The organism is Mycolicibacterium brumae (genome assembly GCF_025215495.1).
Taxonomy (GTDB): domain Bacteria; phylum Actinomycetota; class Actinomycetes; order Mycobacteriales; family Mycobacteriaceae; genus Mycobacterium; species Mycobacterium brumae.
The window spans coordinates 387,049-404,111 of the sequence record NZ_CP104302.1 but is presented as its reverse complement, the minus strand read 5'-3'; the positions used below and the strand labels follow the sequence as shown (position 1 = coordinate 404,111).

General features: G+C 70.1%; 17 protein-coding genes and 1 pseudogene. 5 read left to right on the top strand and 13 right to left on the bottom strand.

Going from position 1 to position 17,063, the window contains the following annotated elements:
• Positions 1-61: 61 nt before the first annotated feature.
• The 3 genes and pseudogenes from L2Z93_RS01995 to L2Z93_RS01985 form a co-directional block, all read left to right on the top strand.
• A pseudogene (locus L2Z93_RS01995) lies at positions 62-1,150 on the top strand (LCP family protein); the annotation flags it as partial.
• A 170-nt stretch (positions 1,151-1,320) separates the two neighbouring features.
• Complete coding sequence (locus L2Z93_RS01990) at positions 1,321-1,482, top strand: hypothetical protein (RefSeq protein WP_090593256.1); 162 nt, start codon at positions 1,321-1,323, stop codon at positions 1,480-1,482.
• Complete coding sequence (locus tag L2Z93_RS01985; RefSeq protein ID WP_090593259.1) at positions 1,483-2,919, top strand: alpha,alpha-trehalose-phosphate synthase (UDP-forming); 1,437 nt, start codon at positions 1,483-1,485, stop codon at positions 2,917-2,919.
• 3 nt (positions 2,920-2,922) lie between these two features.
• Here the strand turns inward: L2Z93_RS01985 and L2Z93_RS01980 are convergent, their stop codons facing one another.
• The 8 genes from L2Z93_RS01980 to L2Z93_RS01945 all read right to left on the bottom strand — a co-directional run bounded on the left by L2Z93_RS01980 (position 2,923) and on the right by L2Z93_RS01945 (position 9,510).
• Positions 2,923-3,480, bottom strand: coding sequence for a DUF5078 domain-containing protein (locus L2Z93_RS01980; protein ID WP_162562035.1), 558 nt, complete (start codon positions 3,478-3,480; stop codon positions 2,923-2,925).
• Between the two features lie 30 nt (positions 3,481-3,510).
• Complete coding sequence (locus L2Z93_RS01975; RefSeq protein WP_090593266.1) at positions 3,511-5,109, bottom strand: acetolactate synthase large subunit; 1,599 nt, start codon at positions 5,107-5,109, stop codon at positions 3,511-3,513.
• 3 nt (positions 5,110-5,112) lie between these two features.
• Positions 5,113-6,144: an LLM class F420-dependent oxidoreductase gene (locus tag L2Z93_RS01970; protein WP_090593270.1), complete on the bottom strand. Its 1,032-nt coding sequence runs from the start codon at positions 6,142-6,144 to the stop codon at positions 5,113-5,115.
• Positions 6,145-6,237: 93 nt separating this feature from the next.
• Positions 6,238-6,777, bottom strand: coding sequence for an alkylhydroperoxidase, AhpD family (gene ahpD, locus L2Z93_RS01965; protein WP_090593274.1), 540 nt, complete (start codon positions 6,775-6,777; stop codon positions 6,238-6,240).
• A gap of 3 nt (positions 6,778-6,780) precedes the next feature.
• Positions 6,781-7,368, bottom strand: coding sequence for a peroxiredoxin (locus tag L2Z93_RS01960; RefSeq protein WP_090593277.1), 588 nt, complete (start codon positions 7,366-7,368; stop codon positions 6,781-6,783).
• A gap of 254 nt (positions 7,369-7,622) precedes the next feature.
• Positions 7,623-8,255 (bottom strand): hemophore-related protein, encoded by a 633-nt coding sequence (locus L2Z93_RS01955; protein ID WP_128111845.1) that lies wholly within the window; start codon positions 8,253-8,255, stop codon positions 7,623-7,625.
• A gap of 108 nt (positions 8,256-8,363) precedes the next feature.
• Complete coding sequence (locus L2Z93_RS01950; RefSeq protein WP_128111846.1) at positions 8,364-8,801, bottom strand: hypothetical protein; 438 nt, start codon at positions 8,799-8,801, stop codon at positions 8,364-8,366.
• A 58-nt stretch (positions 8,802-8,859) separates the two neighbouring features.
• Positions 8,860-9,510, bottom strand: a complete 651-nt coding sequence (locus tag L2Z93_RS01945) for a M15 family metallopeptidase (protein ID WP_090593288.1) — start codon at positions 9,508-9,510, stop codon at positions 8,860-8,862.
• Positions 9,511-9,592: 82 nt separating this feature from the next.
• On the opposite strand from L2Z93_RS01945, the gene L2Z93_RS01940 reads away from it, so the two are divergent.
• Positions 9,593-10,723: an aminotransferase class I/II-fold pyridoxal phosphate-dependent enzyme gene (locus L2Z93_RS01940; RefSeq protein ID WP_090593419.1), complete on the top strand. Its 1,131-nt coding sequence runs from the start codon at positions 9,593-9,595 to the stop codon at positions 10,721-10,723.
• Positions 10,720-11,463: a trehalose-phosphatase gene (gene otsB / locus L2Z93_RS01935; protein WP_090593291.1), complete on the top strand. Its 744-nt coding sequence runs from the start codon at positions 10,720-10,722 to the stop codon at positions 11,461-11,463. Before L2Z93_RS01940 ends, otsB begins: the two co-directional genes overlap by 4 nt.
• An 82-nt stretch (positions 11,464-11,545) precedes the next feature.
• Here otsB and L2Z93_RS01930 read toward each other — a convergent pair whose 3' ends face one another.
• The 5 genes from L2Z93_RS01930 to L2Z93_RS01910 all read right to left on the bottom strand — a co-directional run bounded on the left by L2Z93_RS01930 (position 11,546) and on the right by L2Z93_RS01910 (position 16,977).
• Positions 11,546-13,105, bottom strand: coding sequence for an HNH endonuclease signature motif containing protein (locus tag L2Z93_RS01930; RefSeq protein ID WP_090593294.1), 1,560 nt, complete (start codon positions 13,103-13,105; stop codon positions 11,546-11,548).
• 122 nt (positions 13,106-13,227) lie between these two features.
• Positions 13,228-14,322: a LacI family DNA-binding transcriptional regulator gene (locus L2Z93_RS01925; RefSeq protein WP_090593298.1), complete on the bottom strand. Its 1,095-nt coding sequence runs from the start codon at positions 14,320-14,322 to the stop codon at positions 13,228-13,230.
• A 42-nt stretch (positions 14,323-14,364) separates the two neighbouring features.
• Complete coding sequence (locus L2Z93_RS01920) at positions 14,365-15,222, bottom strand: metal ABC transporter permease (RefSeq protein ID WP_090593301.1); 858 nt, start codon at positions 15,220-15,222, stop codon at positions 14,365-14,367.
• A complete protein-coding gene (locus tag L2Z93_RS01915) occupies positions 15,219-16,010 on the bottom strand; it encodes a metal ABC transporter ATP-binding protein (protein WP_090593305.1) in 792 nt (263 codons plus the stop codon). The genes L2Z93_RS01920 and L2Z93_RS01915 overlap by 4 nt, the downstream gene beginning before the upstream one ends.
• Positions 15,997-16,977, bottom strand: a complete 981-nt coding sequence (locus L2Z93_RS01910; protein ID WP_090593308.1) for a metal ABC transporter solute-binding protein, Zn/Mn family — start codon at positions 16,975-16,977, stop codon at positions 15,997-15,999. The genes L2Z93_RS01915 and L2Z93_RS01910 overlap by 14 nt, the downstream gene beginning before the upstream one ends.
• Positions 16,978-17,063 lie beyond the last annotated feature (86 nt).

Sequence of the window (17,063 nt, the reverse complement as noted above, 5' to 3'; positions counted from 1 at the left end):
AGGTCCGTGAACCTCGCCACTTTCTCGGTGAAACCTCAGGTCAGCGCTTCATACTGACCCGATGCCCGCCCACCGCCTCCCCCGCAGCAGCGCCCTGCCGCTGCTGTCCCGGGTGGCGGTGGCGGTGTTTTCGGTGGCGGTGCTATTCAGCACAGGCTTCGCGTGGGCCAAGGTGCACGACGCGCTCGGCGGCATCACCATTTCCGACGCGCTCGACGACGCCGACGGGTCCACCGAGGGCGTCACGATCCTGTTGATCGGCCTGGACTCCCGCAAGGACGCCAACGGCGACGACCTGCCGCAGGAAGTGCTGGACAACCTGCACGCCGGCAGCTCCGACGACGGCGGCTACAACACCAACACGCTGATCCTGATGCACATCGCGCCGGGCGCCGACGGCGAGCGCAGCGTCGCCTTCTCCATCCCCCGCGACGACCTGGTGCCGTTCACCGGGGTGCCGGGCTATCACCGGATCAAGATCAAAGAGGCCTACGGGCTGACCAAGGCCCACGTCGCCGAGCAGCTCGTCGAGCAGGGCGTCGACGACCCCCGCCAGGTGGAGACCCGCAGCCGCGAGGCGGCCCGACGGGCCACCCTGAAGGCCGTGCGGGAGCTGACCGGCGCCCCGGTTGATCTGTTCGCCGAGGTCAACCTGGCCGGCTTCTACGACCTCGCGGAGAACCTGGGCGGGGTGCAGGTGTGCCTGAACCACGCCGTCTACGACGAATACTCCGGCGCGGACTTCCCGGCCGGCCGGCAGACCCTGGACGGCGCGCAGGCGCTGGCGTTCGTGCGGCAGCGCCACGGTCTGGACAACGGCGACCTGGACCGCACCCGGCGGCAGCAGGCGTTCCTGGTGTCGGTGCTGCGCCGGCTCAACGACGCCGGCACGTTCACCGACATGTCCAAACTCGACGGGCTGATGGACGTCGTGCACAAGGACGTGGTGCTGTCCCACGGCTGGGACGTCAACGCGTTCAAGCGGATCCAGACGCTGGCCGGCGGCGGGGTCGAGTTCCGCACCCTGCCGATCCTCGGCTACGACACCGTCAACGGCCAGGACGTCAACATCGTCGACCGCGACGCCATCCGCGCCGAGGTGGCCCAGGCGTTCGGACTGGCCGCGCCCGCCACCACGGCCTCGTCGTCGATATCCACCTCCGTCGTCGAGGAGACCGAACCCTACCTCTCGGACACCGCTGCCGACGCCACCGTCACGACCGAGACCAGCCCGGATGTGGGACCGCCGATCACCGCCGCGAGCGGCGTGCCCTGCGTCAACTGAGGTGTCGACGTCACCGACCCGCGTAAGCTGGAACGATGCCCGCGAAATCTGAAACCGAGCTCGACGAACTGCAGTCGGTCGCCGACGACACCGCCAGCCAGGCCCGACGGGTCGTCGCCGCCTACGCCAACGACGCCGACGAGTGCCGGGTCTTCCTATCCATGCTTGGCATCGCCCCCGCCAAAACCGAGGTTTAAGTGGCCGACGGCGCCGCCGAATTCGTCGTCGTCGCAAACCGGCTCCCGGTCGATCAGGCCACCGAGCCCGACGGCTCCGTCACCTGGACCCGCAGCCCCGGCGGCCTGGTCACCGCGCTGGAGCCGCTGCTGCGCCGCCGCCGTGGCGCCTGGGTCGGCTGGCCCGGCATCGCCCAGGACGACACCGACGTCATCGACGAACCGGTGCAACTCGAGGACATCGAGATGCGCCCGGTCCGCCTGAACACCGACGACCTGGTCGAATACTACGAGGGCTTCTCCAACGCCACGCTGTGGCCGCTGTATCACGACGTCGTCGTCAAACCCCAGTACCACCGCGTCTGGTGGGATCGCTACCTCGCGGTGAATCGGCGCTTCGCCGAGGCCACCGCCCGCTGCGCCGGCCCGGGGGCCACCGTGTGGGTGCAGGATTACCAGCTGCAGCTGGTGCCGAAAATGTTGCGCGAGCTGCGCCCCGACCTCACCATCGGCTTCTTCATGCACATCCCGTTCCCGCCGGTGGAACTGTTCATGCAGCTGCCGTGGCGGACCGAGATCATCGAGGGTCTGCTCGGCGCCGACCTGGTCGGCTTCCACCTGCCCGGCGGCGCGCAGAACTTCATCATCCTGGCGCGCAAGCTGCTCGACGCGGAGACCTCACGCGGCAGCGTCGGGGTGCGCAACCGCTTCGGGGTGGTGCAAAACGGCGACCGCGCGGTCAAGGTGGGCGCGTTCCCCATCTCGATCGACTCCGCCGACCTGGACCGGTTGTCTCGCGGCCGGGAGGCCCGCCGCCGGGCCCGCACGCTGCGCGCCGAGCTGGGCAACCCGTCCAAGGTGCTGCTCGGGGTGGACCGGCTGGACTACACCAAGGGCATCGATGTGCGGCTGCGGGCGTTCGCCGAGCTGCTCGAGGAGGGCCGGGTCGACCCGGCTGACACCGTGCTGATCCAGCTCGCCACCCCGAGTCGGGAACGGGTGGACGCCTACCGGTTGCTGCGGGCGGAGATCGAGCGTCAGGTCGGCCGGATCAACGGCGATTTCGGCAGCGTCGCGCACCCGGTGGTGTCCTACCTGCACCGGCCGGTGCCGCGGGAGGACCTGATCTCCTTCTACGTCGCGGCCGACGTGATGCTGGTGACCGCGCAGCGCGACGGGATGAACCTGGTGGCCAAGGAGTATGTGGCCTGCCACGGCGACCTCGGCGGCGCCCTGGTGCTCAGCGAGTTCACCGGCGCGGCAGCCGAATTGCGGCAGTCCTACCTGGTCAACCCGCACGACACCGAGGGCGTCAAGGACGCCATCGAGGCCGCGCTAAATCAGACGCCCGAGGAGGGCCGAGCGCGGATGCGCGCGCTGCGCCGCCAAGTGCTGACCCACGATGTGGATCGGTGGGCGATGGCGTTCCTGTCCGCGCTGGATCGCAGCGGCGGCTGACTACTAGCCGTCGGTCAGGGCGTCGTCCACTACGTCGGCGACGGCGGGATCGACATCGGTGGCTGCCGGAGTCGCAGCGTCGGCGGGCGCGTTGGCGGCCGGCGCGGCGTCGGCGGGCGACTGGGCCGGGGCGACACTGGCCGGCGCCTGCGGGGTCCACACCGTCGGATCCACGGCCGGGTAGCTATGGCACTGGGCGGTGACGGCGTTGGCCGAGTCCATGTTCATCCGGAAGAAGTCCGCGTACTGCGGGAAGAAGACGGCCAGCTCATCGACCTCGGCCTGACGGTCGGCCGGGCTCTTCTCCAGCAGCAGGTCGAAGTGGTACTTGAAGTGGTCCTGGACCCAGGGGCTCTCGGTGTTGTACTTGTTGACGACCTCGTCGTAGACCGGCCGGTCGACCACCTTGGTGGCGGCCATCAGCTGATCCCGGCTGCAGTCGGTGTTCAGCAGAGCGGGCGCAACGGGCAGCGCGTCGTCGGCGGTGGCGACCGCGGCAGTTCCGAGCATCAGCCCACCGCCCATCACAGCGGCTCCGGCGGCAGTCACAAGCAACTTCACAGAGAACATGAGTGTGGGCGCTACCAGCAGCTAACCGGCCACGCTAAATATCGACGGCAGCATCGCCTCGATCAGGTGCGGGCCCGGCTCGGCGAACGACTCGGCCAGCGCGACGGCGAGGTCCTCGGCATTGCCGACCCGCCGCGCCGGCACACCCATGCCCTGGGCGATCTGGACGAAGTCCAGGTCGGGGCGGCCCAGGTCCAGCAGCTCGGCCGCGCGCGGCCCCGGGGCGGCGGCGTTCTCGGCGCCGACGCGCTGCAGTTCGACGCGCAGGATGTCGTAGGCGCCGTTGTTGAGGATCACTGTGGTGATGTCCAGGTTCTCCCGCGCGTGGGTCCACAACGCGGAGATGGTGTACATCGCCGAACCGTCGGCCTGCAGCGCCAGCACCGGCCGGTCCGGGGCGGCGATCGCCGCGCCGATGGCCGCCGGCAGGCCGTAGCCGATGGCGCCGCCGGTGATGCTCAGCACGTCGTGGGCGGGCGCGCCCGCGGTGGCGGCCGGCAACCCCATTCCGGCGGTCATCGACTCGTCGACGACGATCGCGTTCTCCGGCAGCGTCGCGCCGACCGCGGCGGCCAGGCTCAGCGCGTTCAGCGGCCCGGTGGGCGGGGTGGGCCGGTCCGCCGGGGCCGGCGACGCGGTGGTTCCGGGGGCCAACTCGTCGGCCAGCGCCGCCAGCGCGGCCGCCGCGCCGCGGTGGCCGGCCAAGGTGAGCACCTCTGCGCCCGGCGGAACCAGGTCGCTGGCCATGCCGGGGTAGGCGAAGAACGACACCGGTGCACGCGCCCCGGCCAGGATCAGCCGGGTGACGCCGGTCAGCTGCGCGACGGCCGCCTCGGCGAAGTAGCCGAGCCGCTCGACCGGCGGCACGCCCGCGCCGCGGCGCAGCCGGGTCGGGAAGGTTTCGCAGAGCAGACGCGCGCCGGTGGCCTCGGCGATCCGGGCGGCCGCGGCCAGCCCGTCCGCGTCGGTGGCGTCGCCGCCGATCAACAGGGCCGTTTGCGGGTTCGACGAACGTAGCCAGTACGCGGCGGTGTCCATCGCCGCGGCGGTGGCGGCGGGTTCAGCGCGTCCCGCCAAAACCGCCGCGGGGACCCCGGCGTCGGTGTCGGCGGCGCGCACGGCGTTCCAGGACGCGTCGGCGGGCAGGATCAAGGTGGCGATCTGCCCGGCCCGGCTGACCGACACGGCCAGCGCGGCGTCGTCGGCCACCTCGTCTGCCGTCGCGCTGCGGCGCACCCACCCGGAGACGGTGTGCGCGACGGCGTCGATGTCGGATTCCAGCGGAGCGTCGTAGCGCTTGTGATAGCCGGCGTGGTCGCCGACGACGAGCACCATCGGCACGTGCGCGCGGCGGGCGTTGTGCAGATTCGCCAGCCCGTTGCCCAGCCCGGGCCCCAGGTGCAGCAGCACCGCCGCGGGCCGCCCGGCGATGCGCGCGTACCCGTCGGCCGCGCCGGTGGCCACTCCCTCGAACAGCGCCAGCACCCCGCGCAGCCCGGGCGCGCCGTCCAGCGCGGCCACGAAATGCATCTCGGAGGTGCCGGGGTTGGCGAAGCAGACGTCGACTCCGCCGGTCGCCAGGGCGTCGAGCAGGGACTGGGCGCCGTTGCGCGGGTTCATCTTTCAGACCAGGTCGGCCAGGTCGCGGATCTGCGCGGCGCTGCCCGCGGTGACCACCATCATGGTGACGCCGGCGGCTTCCCAGACCGGGATCTGGGCGCGCACATAATTCAAGTCGCCGATGATCGCCGAATCGTCGACCGCCTCATCCGGGATGATGGCGGCGGCTTCGTCCTTGCAGCCGGAGCGGAACAACCGGGTGACGTCGTCGACCACCTCGGCGTAGCCCATCCGGCGGTACACGTCGGCGTGGAAGTTGGTGCCCTCCGCGCCCATCCCGCCCATGTAGAGGGCCAGGAACGGTTTGACCGCCGCCATAGTGGCGGCCCGGTCGTCGGTCACCATGACCTGCGCGGTGGCGCAGATCTCGAAGTCCTCGCGGCTGCGCCGGGCGCACGGTCGGGCGAAGCCCTCGTCGAGCCATTCGTTGTACATCGGGGCCAGCCGCGGCGAGTAGAAGATCGGCAACCAACCGTCGCAGATCTCGGCGGCCAGCGCGATGTTCTTGGGCCCCTCGGCTCCCAGCATGATCGGGATGTCGGCGCGCAGCGGATGCACGATCGGCTTGAGCGCCTTGCCCAGCCCGGTGGTTCCCTCACCGCTCAGCGGCAGCGGGTAGTGCGGGCCGGCGCTGGTGACCGGCGCCTCGCGAGCCCAGACCTGGCGCAGGATGTCGATGTACTCGCGGGTGCGGGCCAGCGGCTTGGCGAATCGCTGTCCGTACCAGCCTTCGACCACCTGCGGGCCGGAGACGCCCAGGCCCAGAATGTGCCGGCCGCCGGAGAGGTGGTCCAGGGTCAGCGCGGCCATCGCGCAGGCCGTCGGGGTGCGTGCGGACAGCTGCACCACCGACGTGCCCAGGCGCAGCCGGCGGGTCTCCCGGCCCAGCCAGGCCAGCGGGGTGTAGGCGTCGCTGCCCCATGCCTCGGCGGTGAACACCGTGTCGAAGCCGGCCTCTTCGGCGGCGGCGACGAGTTCGGCGTGATTGGTCGGCGGTTGCGCGGCCCAGTAGCCGAGCTGCAGTCCAAGCTTCACGTTTCTGTTTCTACCCGCAGGCGGAGAAACGACCGCCGCCGGGGTCGGCTGGATTTCTCCAGCGCGACCCCGGCGGCGGTTTATCGCTTGTGACTAGACGGAAACGCTCTGGGTGGCGTCGACGATGGTCAGCGCTTGCGCCACACCGGCGATGATCGACGCGAGACGGATCGCCTCGAACACCGCGGTCTTGGACAGCCCGGCCTCCCGGACGACGGCCTCATGCGAGCCGACGCAGAAGTGGCAGCCGTTGATGGACGAGACCGCCATCGACCACAGCTCGAAATCTTCCTTGGGCACACCGGGATTGGCGATGATGTTCATCCGCAGGCCGACCCGCTGGTCGTCGTACTTGCCGTCCAGCTGGCCGCGGGTGCGGTAGAACACATTGTTCATCGCCATGATCGAGGCGGCCCCGAGCGCGGCGTTGTAGGCCTGTTCGCTGAGGATGTCGAGCGCGTCCTCGTTGATCTCCTTGATCAGCCGAGAGTTGCCGGTGGCGGCCGCGGTGGCCACCAGGGCGCCCCACAGCTGCTGCTCGTTGAGCTCGGTGGAGCGGACGATCGAGCCCAGATTGAGTTTGAGGTCCTTGGCGAACTCCGGCAGTGCTTCCTTGATCGCGTCAACACTCATGGGTCAGACCGCCTCGCCCAGCAGCTCGCCGGCGTTGATCGTCGGGTCGCCCTTCTTCCAGTTGCAGGCGCACAGTTCGTCGGACTGCAGCGCGTCGAGCACCCGCAGCACCTCGTCGACGTTGCGGCCGACCGAGCCGGCGGTCACCGACACGAACTGGACGATGTTGTTGGGGTCGACGATGAAGGTCGCCCGGTCGGCGACGCCGTCGGCGTTGAGCACGCCTGCGGCCTCGACCAGCTCACGCTTGAGATCGCTGCCCATCGGGAACGGCAGCTTCTTCAGGTCCTCGTGCTGGGCGCGCCACTGGAAGTGCACGAACTCGTTGTCGGTGGAGACGCCGAGCACCTTGGTGTCGCGGTCCTCGAAGTCCTCGTTGGCCTTGCCGAAAGCGGCGATCTCGGTCGGGCAGACGAAGGTGAAGTCCTTCGGCCAGAAGAACACCACGCGCCACTTGCCCGGGTTGTCGTCGCTGGACACGGTGGTGAAGTAGTCGTCGGGCGACTGCGCGTTGACGGCCGACAGGTCGCCGCCGACGACGGCGGTCATCTGGTAGCTGGGGAACTCATCGCCGATGGTCAAGAGAGGCATCGTAAGACTCCTAATCTGGATCAAATCTAGAATAACTACAGTTATTGTGCTCCTGCCGACCGCAGATTGAAAGGCGCTCCCCGCCCCTTGTGGCTAACCTCACAACGCCTGCGCGGCGACGCCCCGCATGTCCTGCGGATACTTCAAATCAACCGCGGAACAATGTGTTTCGCCTCACATAAAATACCAAAACGCCGGTCCCCCGAATCGGAGAACCGGCGTTCAGCGAACTTGAGTTCGGGTGTCCGTCAGGCTCAGATGTCCGACAGGGCGGCCAGCGCGTCGGCAGGCGAAACCTGCAGACCGCAGCGGTGCTGGAACTCGCCGAGCGGCGCCTGGATAGTCCGGATCTCATCGGCCTGCACCGGGTTGTCCCGGAAGTAGCCCTCCAGTTGCCCCACCGCGACCCACGGCGACTGCCGGGTGATCTCGATCAACGCCGAGTTGACGGCCGGATTCTTGTCCATGTAGTCGGCCAGCTTGGTGTTGACGTCCGCGGAGGTGCGGCCCAGCGTCGCGGCGCTGCAGTCACCGGTGTTGGTGGCGACCGGGGTGATCTGCCCCTCGGCGCTCTGCCCGTCGGTGGTGGCCGGGGCCTCGGCGTCATCGGTGGCGGCCGGGGTGGTGGCGTCGTCGGCGACGGTGGTCTCACCGTCCGGGGTGGCCGACTCGGCGTCGGGCTCGGCGGCGGTGGTCTCGCCGTTGGCGGTGGCGTCACCGTGGGCGGTGGTCTCGGGGCCGTTCTCGGTGGTCACCGAGGTGTCGTCGCCCTGGGTGTCGGGAACAGCGGCGGCGATCGGCGCGAACAGGGTGGCGCCGGCCAGACCGGCCGCGGCGAAGGCGGCGATCATCGCGCGTCGCGCGGTGGGCATGCTGGGACGGGTCACTATTTAACTCCTTGTTTTTCCAACAGTCCCCCATTGCGGGGTTCTACCGGATATGTCGTACCCGGAATGGAGTTTCGTTACACAAATTGCCCTGACCAGCGGAAATGATCAGCTAAGCAGGAGTGACACCGATCCGAGTCCGGCGAATTCGGCGATGAATTCGTCCCCGGGAGCGGCTTCCACGGCGGCGCACGGCCCGGAGAACACCACCTCGGCGGCGGCGATCCGGATATCGGCCGCTGCGGCCTCACGGGTCAGTTCGGTCACCGCGCGGACCGGGTCCACCGAGGCGCTGCCCTGCGCGACGACCTCGCCGTTTCGCCACATCACGACCTCGACGGAGGCGATGTCGACGTCTTTCGGGGAGACCCGCTCGGTCCCGACCTCCCAGCAGGCGTTGCCTGCGGCGTCGAGTGCCAGCAGCGCCGGCGCGAACCCGGCCGTGGCGGCGAGCACGTCATCCTCGGCACAATTGGCCCCAGGCAACCCGTCGGCCAGCACAAATGCGATCTGCGCGCAGACTCTGCCAGCCCCCTCGGCGTTCACCGCGCCAGAGTATCCCGCCGGTTCGGCGATGAACAGAGGCAGCGACAAACACCCCGGATCAGCCCGCCGGGTACTCGAAGTGCTGGTAGTCCTTCGGATCGCGCCAGTTCCCGCCCCAGGTCCAGCCCCGGTCGGTGAACACCTCAACGGCGGGATGCCCGTCGCGCAGCATCCCCGCCTCGTCCAGAGTGCGGTCCAGGTACGGCCCGGCGGTGGCCGGCTCCATGGCGCCCGAGGCGGAGATGTAGGGGTTCAGCAGCGGGTTGATGTCGATGGCCCGGCCGTAGGCGTGCTCCGACCAGGACGACGATCCGGGGATGCCGCGGCAGTTGAACGCCGAGGTGTTGTTGTCGCGCATCGAGAGTTCGTCCTCGGCGCCGGCGTACTCGGCGGCGGGTCGGATCTTCTCGATCGGGAACCGGATCGCCTCGAGTTCGGCGAAGATCTCCTGAACCTGTTGGGCCAATTCGGTTTTGACGATCAACGCGCCGCGATGCGACTGGCCGTCGAAGCCCAGGTAGTCCACCTCCACCAGCCGCAGCCCGGACGGCGCCAGCGGGCAGCCGGCCCGCCAGCTCGCGCCGAGGTCGGCTGCGGTGACCGGGCTGATCGCCGGGGCGGGAGTGTCCTCCGGCGCGGCGTGGGCCTGTGGACCGGCGGCCGCCGCGACGACGACCGCCAGCGACGCGATCAACTTCGCCCGGCGCATCACGTACGTCAGCTTACGGCGGCCGCATACCCTCGACACCGTGAAGACCGCGCTGCGGGCGGGCATCCCGCCGTTCTATGTGATGGACGTCTGGCTGGCCGCCATGGCACGCCAGCGCAGCCACGGCGATCTGGTGAACCTGTCGGCCGGCCAGCCGAGCGCCGGCGCGCTGGCGGCGGTGCGAGCTGCGGCCGCGGAACTGCTGGCCACCGACCAGATCGGCTACACCGTGGCGCTGGGCATCCCCGAGCTGCGCGCCGAGATCGCCGCCAACTACCGGAGGTACTACGGCCTGGACGTCGACGTCGACGACGTGGTGCTCACCACCGGCTCATCGGGCGGATTCCTGCTGGCCTTCCTGGCCTGCTTCGACGCCGGGGACGCCGTCGCGATCGCCAGCCCCGGCTACCCCTGCTACCGAAATATCCTCACCGCGCTGGATTGCCGGGTCGTCGAGTTGCCGTGCGGGCCGGACACCCGCTTCCAGCCGACCCAGTCGATGCTGGCCGAGGCGCACGCGCGGGAGCCGCTGGCCGGGGTGATCGTGGCCAGCCCGTCGAATCCGTCGGGCACGGTCATCGAACCGGCCGAGTTGGCCGCCATCGCGGCATGGTGTTCAGACACCGGGGTGCGGCTGATCAGCGACGAGGTCTACCACGGCCTGGTGTATCCGGGCGCTCCGGCGACCAGTTGCGCGTGGAGCACCTCCCGCGACGCGGTGGTGGTCAACAGTTTCTCCAAGTACTTCGCGATGACCGGCTGGCGGTTGGGCTGGATGCTGGTCCCACCGACGCTGGTGCGCTCGGTGGAGCGGCTGACCGGGAACTTCACCATCTGCCCGCCGGCGCTGTCCCAGCACGCGGCGATCGCCGCGTTCACCCCCGACGCGCTGGCCGAGGCGGCCGGGCATCTGCGGCACTACGCCGACAACCGGGCCCGGCTGCTCTCAGGTCTGCCGCGCATCGGGCTGGACCGGCTCGCCCCGGCCGACGGCGCCTTCTACGCCTATATCGATGTGTCCCAATACACCGACGACTCGCTGGCTTTCAGCGAGAAGCTGTTGGCCGACACCGGCGTCGCGGTCGCCCCCGGGGTGGACTTCGACACCGTCCGGGGTGAGTCGTTCATCCGATTGTCCTTCGCCGGGCCGTCCGCCGACATCGACGCGGCGTTGGAACGGATCGGTGGTTGGCTGCCCGGGAGCGCGCGATGAGCGTCGAAGAGCCGTTGCGGTCGGCGCTGTCGGAGTTGGCCGGCGTCGGAAACCTTTTGGTGGCATCGGATTTCGACGGGACGCTGTCGAAGATCGTCAAGCACCCGGCCGACGCGGGCCCCCACCCGGGGGCCCTGGAGGCGCTGACCGCGCTGTCGGGGCTGCCCGCAATGACGGTCGCGCTGGTCTCGGGACGGGAAGTGGCGAGCCTGCGGGCGGTGTCCCACGCGCGGCCACCGATTCGGCTGATCGGCAGTCACGGCGCGGAAACCGAGGACGGCGTCATCGGCTCGGTGGACACCGACCTGCTCAACCTGATCATCGACACCCTCGACGAGATCGCCGCGCGCAGTCCCGGCGCGACGGTGGAGCCCAAGCCGGCCGGGGTCGCGCTGCACGTCCGCAACGCGTCGGCCGCCGACGCCACCGCGGCGCTGTCCCGCGCCCGGAAGCTGTCTCGCTCCTGGGACGCGAAGGTCACCGAAGGCAAAGCGGTGCTGGAGTTTTCGGTGCTGCACACCGACAAGGGCGAAGCCGTGTCATTGCTGCGCGGCGAATGCGGGGCCGACGCGGTGCTGTTCCTCGGCGACGATGTCACCGACGAAACGGTCTTCGCGCGGCTGTGCGGCGTTGACGTCGGGGTGAAGGTCGGCGAGGGCGACACCCGCGCCGGCTTCCGTGTCCTCGATCAAGGCGACGCGGTGGCGGTGCTGGAATTCCTTCTCGCGCAGCGACGTTAGCCGCTCAGTCGGGCACGACGACGATCATCGGCGGTCGGCGCGGACCTATCACGCCGATCTCCCGGGGTGAGGGCCGCTTCGGTCAGAAGGGTGGTGGGTCGTTGCGGCCGGGTGGTGGGGGCCGGTTGGCCGCGACGGCGGCGGCTTGCGCGGCGGCCTCTTCGGCGTCGAGGGCGGCGTGGTTGAGCGCGCGTTCGCGCTCAACGCGTTGGGCTCGGGTCTGTGCCCGGGGGTGTTTTCGGGTGGGCATCATCAGGGTGTGCCCGGGTCCGCGTTTTCGGCGCGGTTTGCCCGGCGGCGGGGCGACTCCGGTGTTGGTGTCCCACCCCGGGAACATCACGCTGGCGAACGGTTTGGTGGTGTAGGTGTGGCCGGTGGGGGTGGTGATGTCCAGCGTGCCGTCGGGATGCTGCGTTTCGGACCAGCCGTCCCAGAACGTCTTGAGTAGATGGTGCAGTCGGCAGCGGGTGAGCAGGGAACTGGGGTGGGTGTGCCCACCATCGCCCCAGGGGTGGCCGTGGTCGATGTCGGCTTGCACGGCGGGCTTGTCGCAGCCGGGGAACCGGCACGTGAGATCCCGGGTCCGGATGAACTCATCCAGTGCCGTCGAGGGCCGGTAGCGGGGCTCCGGGGTGGTCCCGGGTTTGGCGACCGCGCGGACCTTCGCGCCGAGGGCGATCAGGGCGGCCAGTGCTTCCGCGGAGATGAACCCGCCCGCGCGCCCGGCGATGAACGCCACCGGAGGCCCGGCCTCGGCCGCCGCGGCGTTCACCGCCTCCGGGCTCTCGGCGGTCTTCGCGGTGGTTGTCGGTCCCGCGGGCGCGATGGCGGCGTTGGTGACCACGTGGATCACCACCCGCGTCGCGGGGTGGCCCCCGGTCTTGGCCGAGCAGTCGGGGTCCTCACACGCGCACGCCAGATGATCCAGATGCGCCGCCAAGGCGCCCATCGCGTCGGCGCGGCGCTGCGCCAACGTCCGTGGGTCGTCCTCGCACACACCGCGGGCCATCGCGTTGAGGGCTTCATCGAGCAGCGCGGCGTCGGCCACGCTCAACCGGCCCCAGATGGTCCTGAGGTCCGTCCCGTCGGCGCGGGGGTCGCCGATATTGATCTCCCGGCCCGCCACCGTGGAGCGGGAGCGGTATTTCGCGTCGGGGTCGATCGCGGCGACGACCGTGTCGAGGGCGGCTTCGAGTTTCTGCTTCGACAACGGGCCCCAGCCGGTGATCTTCGCCGCGATCGCCGAGTCCACCTGCGCCCGCGCAGCCGGGTCGTTGACCAGGCGAGTCCGCGACACCACGCTCATCGCCGTCAACGCGGTGATCTGTCCGGCCAGAAACAGCGCCCCGACCTTCGGCAACACCTCCGCCAGCGCGATCGCGCGTTCCATCAACACCATGGCCCGACCGTGCTTGACCGTCAACGCGCAGCTGATCTCGGCGGCCGCGGCGTCCCAGTCATCACAGCCCCAACTCGGATGCTGCTCGGCGCCCAGCCGCCGGCGCGTCAGCTCGGCGATCGCCGCCAAGTGATGGGCCTCCACCGCCGCGGCGGCACGCGCCGAAACCGCGATCGCGTCGATCAAGGCCGCATCACCGAGGGAGCGAAGCTCCTGCGGTGTGTGGGCCTCAACCTGATACATGACCTCACGCTATACCCGAGGTCCGACAAGTCTGATCAGCGGGAAAACACCAGCTCAAGGGGCAGTACGAGGACCCCCGAACGGAGGATGGAAGCCGGTCAGCCGGGCAGGAATCACCTCGGTCACCCCGTCGGGGGCCCGGAGGTGCGGCCGCGGATCAGCTCCGTCGGCAGCACCTCGATGACCGGCTGCCCGGACCGCGGCGGATGGTGCAGCAGTTCGCCCGCGCGGCGGCCCTTCTCCAGATTCGGTTGCGCGACGGTGGTCAGGCCGCGATTGCGGGCCTCGGGGATCCCGTCGAACCCGGTGATGGTCATCTGGCCGGGAACGTAGATCCCGCGCCCACGCAGGAAATCCATCACCCAGATGGCCAGCACGTCGGCGGTGCACATGATGGCGGTGACCCGCGGGTTGGCGCGCAGCGCGATCTCGGCAGCCGCGGCGGCCGACTCGGCGACGTGACGGCAGGCCTCCACCATCACCAGGCCCGACGGGTCCAGCCCGGCGTCGGCCATCGCGTCGCGCACCGCCGAGATCCGGTCTGCTTGGCCGTGGAACTCGGTGGCGCGCAGCCGATCCTCGGCAACCAACTGCGCCGGGCAATCGCAGGACCGGTCCCCCAGCCGCATCGAGATGACGGCGATGTCGGTGTGGCCGAGGCCGACGACGTGTTCGGCGAGTTCGCGCATCGCCCGGTAGTCGTCGATGCCGACCCAGGAGACCCCGGGCAGATCGCGCGGCTGGTCGACCACCACCACCGGAAGGCGGCGGTCGATCGCCGCGAGCAGGCACGGGTCGTCGGCGGCCGGGGCGTACACCGCGAACCCGTCGACCCCGGCCGAGTTCACCGCCTCGACGCCGCGGCCGCCGGGGTCCGGGCCGACGGCCACCAATAGCAGTCCCTGGCCGACCTCCTCGCAGGTCTCGGCCAGCCCGGCGACGAACTCCAGCGCCGCCGGATCGGAGAACGCGTAGGTCAGCGGCTCGGTGATGACCAGGCCGACAGCGCCGGCGCGCCGGGTGCGCAGCGACCGGGCGACCGGGTCGGGCCCGGTGTAGCCGAGCCGCTTGGCCGCCGCCAGCACCCGGTCCCGCAGCTCCGCAGACAACTGGTCGGGCCGGTTGTAGGCGTTGGAGATGGTGGTCCGGGAGACATTCAGCTCGGCAGCCAGCGATGCCAGCGTCGCGCGTCGGCGCGGGAGCGGGCTTCGAGGCATGCGTTCACGGTAACCGCTGCCCGACCCGCTCTGCCCGGTGAATCACGCGGCGGCCGGGGCGCGGTGGCGACGCTCGGCCGCCAGCCAGACCAGCAGCCAGATGGCGCCGACGATGGCCACGATCGGGAAGCTCGGCGGCATATTGAACATCGCCGAGATCACCAGGCCGGCCCAAACGGCGCACACCGACAGCACCGCGGACACCGCCATCGCCGCCGGTGGCCGCGCGGTCAGCATGATCGCCGTCGCCGCCGGGGTGACGACCAGGGCGAACAGCAGCAGCATCCCGACGGCCTGCACGGCCATCGCCACCGCGACGCCCAGCAGCACCATGAAGACCACCGACAGGGCCCGCACCGGGACGCCCTTGGCTTCCGCGACGGCCGGGTTGACCGAGGCGAACAGCAATGGCCGGTACACCACCGCGATGACCGCGGCCAGCGCCGCGACCCCGCCGGCGAACCCGACGAGCTGGTCGCCGGTCACCGCGAGCAGGTTGCCGAACAGCACGTTGGTGACGGTGGAGCTGCTCTTGGTGGCCATCGAGCTGAACAGCAGGCCGACGCCCATCGCGACGGCCAGCACGGTGCCGGTGGCGACCTCGCGTTCCTCGGCGCGTTTGCCGAGCGCGCCGATGGCCAGCGCCCCGCCGACGCAGAACACCGTCAGCCCCACCCCGACCGGCAGTCCGACCAGCACCGCGCCGGTGGCGCCCGGAAACCCGATGTGCGCCAGCGCGTGCGCTGCGAACGCGCTGGAGCGGATGACGATGAAGTAGCCGATCAGTCCGGCCGCCAGCGCGACCAGGGTGCCGCCGATCAGCGCGTTGCGCATGAACGACGACGTCAGGATGTCCCACCAATTCTGCTGGTATCCGACCGCCAGGATGGTCGTCGTCATCGGATGCCCCGCATGTACAGCTCGCCCTGCGGGGTGTGCACCACCTGGACCTCGGTCCCGTAGAGATGGCTGAGCAGCTCGTCATCGACCACTTCGTCCATGGTGTCGAAGTGCGCGTGCCCGTCGAGCAGGTAGATGGCGTTGTCGAGGATGCCCAGCAGCGGATTCAGGTCGTGGGCCACCACCAGCACGGTGACGGCGAATTCGTCGCGGACCCGGGCCAGCAGTTTGACGATCTCACCCTGGGTGCGCAGGTCGATCGCGGTCAGCGGTTCGTCGAGGATCAGCAGCCGCGGTTTGGACACCAGGGCCTCGGCGATCGCGACGCGCTGCCGCTGGCCGCCCGAAAGTTGGGACAGCCGACGCTGCGCGAACTCGCCGGCGCCGACGGCGTCGAGGACCTGGGCGACCCAGTCACGCTGCTCGGCGCTGGGCCGCGCGAAGCCCCACTTGTTGCCGACCAGCCCGAGCATGACGGCGTCGTAGGCCCGGATCGCGTTTCCGGCGGTGGCCGCGTAGTTCTGTGGCACGTAACCGATTTCGCTTTGCACCCCGCCGGAGCCGGGGGCCCGGCCGAGAACCCGCACCCTGCCCGAGGCGGCGGGTAGCAGGCCGAGCACCACCTGCAGCAGCGTCGTTTTGCCGGAACCGTTGGAGCCGATCAGCGCGGTGATACCGCCTGCGGGGACCTCGAAGGTGCCTTCGGACCAGATCAGTCGGCCGCCGCGAACCACCGAGACGTCATCGAACTCCAGTGCCGGTTCAGAGATTTGGTCAGGTTGGGACACCGAGTGCCCCGGCGAGCGCTTTGAGTTGAGCCACCTGCCAACCCTGGAACGATTCGGCCTCCGGCGCGACCGTTTCGGTGACCTCGACCACCGGAACGCCGGCCTGCTCGGCGGCGGCGCGCAGTTGCAGCGGCGCGGAGCCCTCGGTCTGACTGTTGTAGATCAGCACGTCGACGCCGCGGTCGGCGAGCAGGTTGAGGAAGGCGTTCAGGTCCGCCGGGGACGGGTCGGTCTCGTTGGCCGACGACGCGGCGTAGCCGGCCGGGGTGCGGTCGGCCAGGCCCAGCTCGGCGGCCATCGGGTCGAACACCGACTCGGTGGCGGCGTAGCTTCGTCCGCCGGCGGCCTGCTTGATGGCGGCGATGGCGTCGTCGTAGGGGGTCAGGGCTTCGGTGAAGTCCTGACGGCGCTCGGCGAAGTAGTCCGCAGCGTCCGGGGCGATCTCGCTGAGCTCGGCGGTCACCGCGTCGGCGACGGTGACGACAGTGGTTGGGCTGTACCAGACGTGCGCGTTGCCCTCGGCGGCGTGGTCGTGGTCGTGGCCCTCGCCCTCAGCGTGGTCATGGTCGTGGTGGTCGTCGCTGGGTTGAATGGCGCTGACGACGGGCGCCTCCGGGGCGCTGCCGGCCGCGAGCTTGGCGGCCCACTCGTCGTAGTGGCCGCCGTTGAGCACGACCAACTGCGCGCCGGCGAACTTCACCGCGTCGGCGGGCGACGGTTCGAAGTCGTGCGGGTCGACGCTGGAGCTGGCGACCACAGTGTCGACGGTGGCGCAGGCCCCGCCGAGTTGGGAGACGATGTCGCCCCACTGGTCGACGCTGACGACGACGGACACCGGCTCGGTCGGGCAGGTCCCGGGATCCGCGGTGGTGGCCTCGGGTCGGTCCTGACCAGCGCATCCGGCCAGGGCGAGAGGGACTGCAAGCAGGGCCGAGCCGACAACCCGGGCGTTCTTCATGGCGCGCATGTCGGTAACGATAATGGTTATCGTTTACGTTCGCACCTCCGGCCCAGTTGTTAATGGTTATCGTTTTCATTAAGGGACTCGACGTA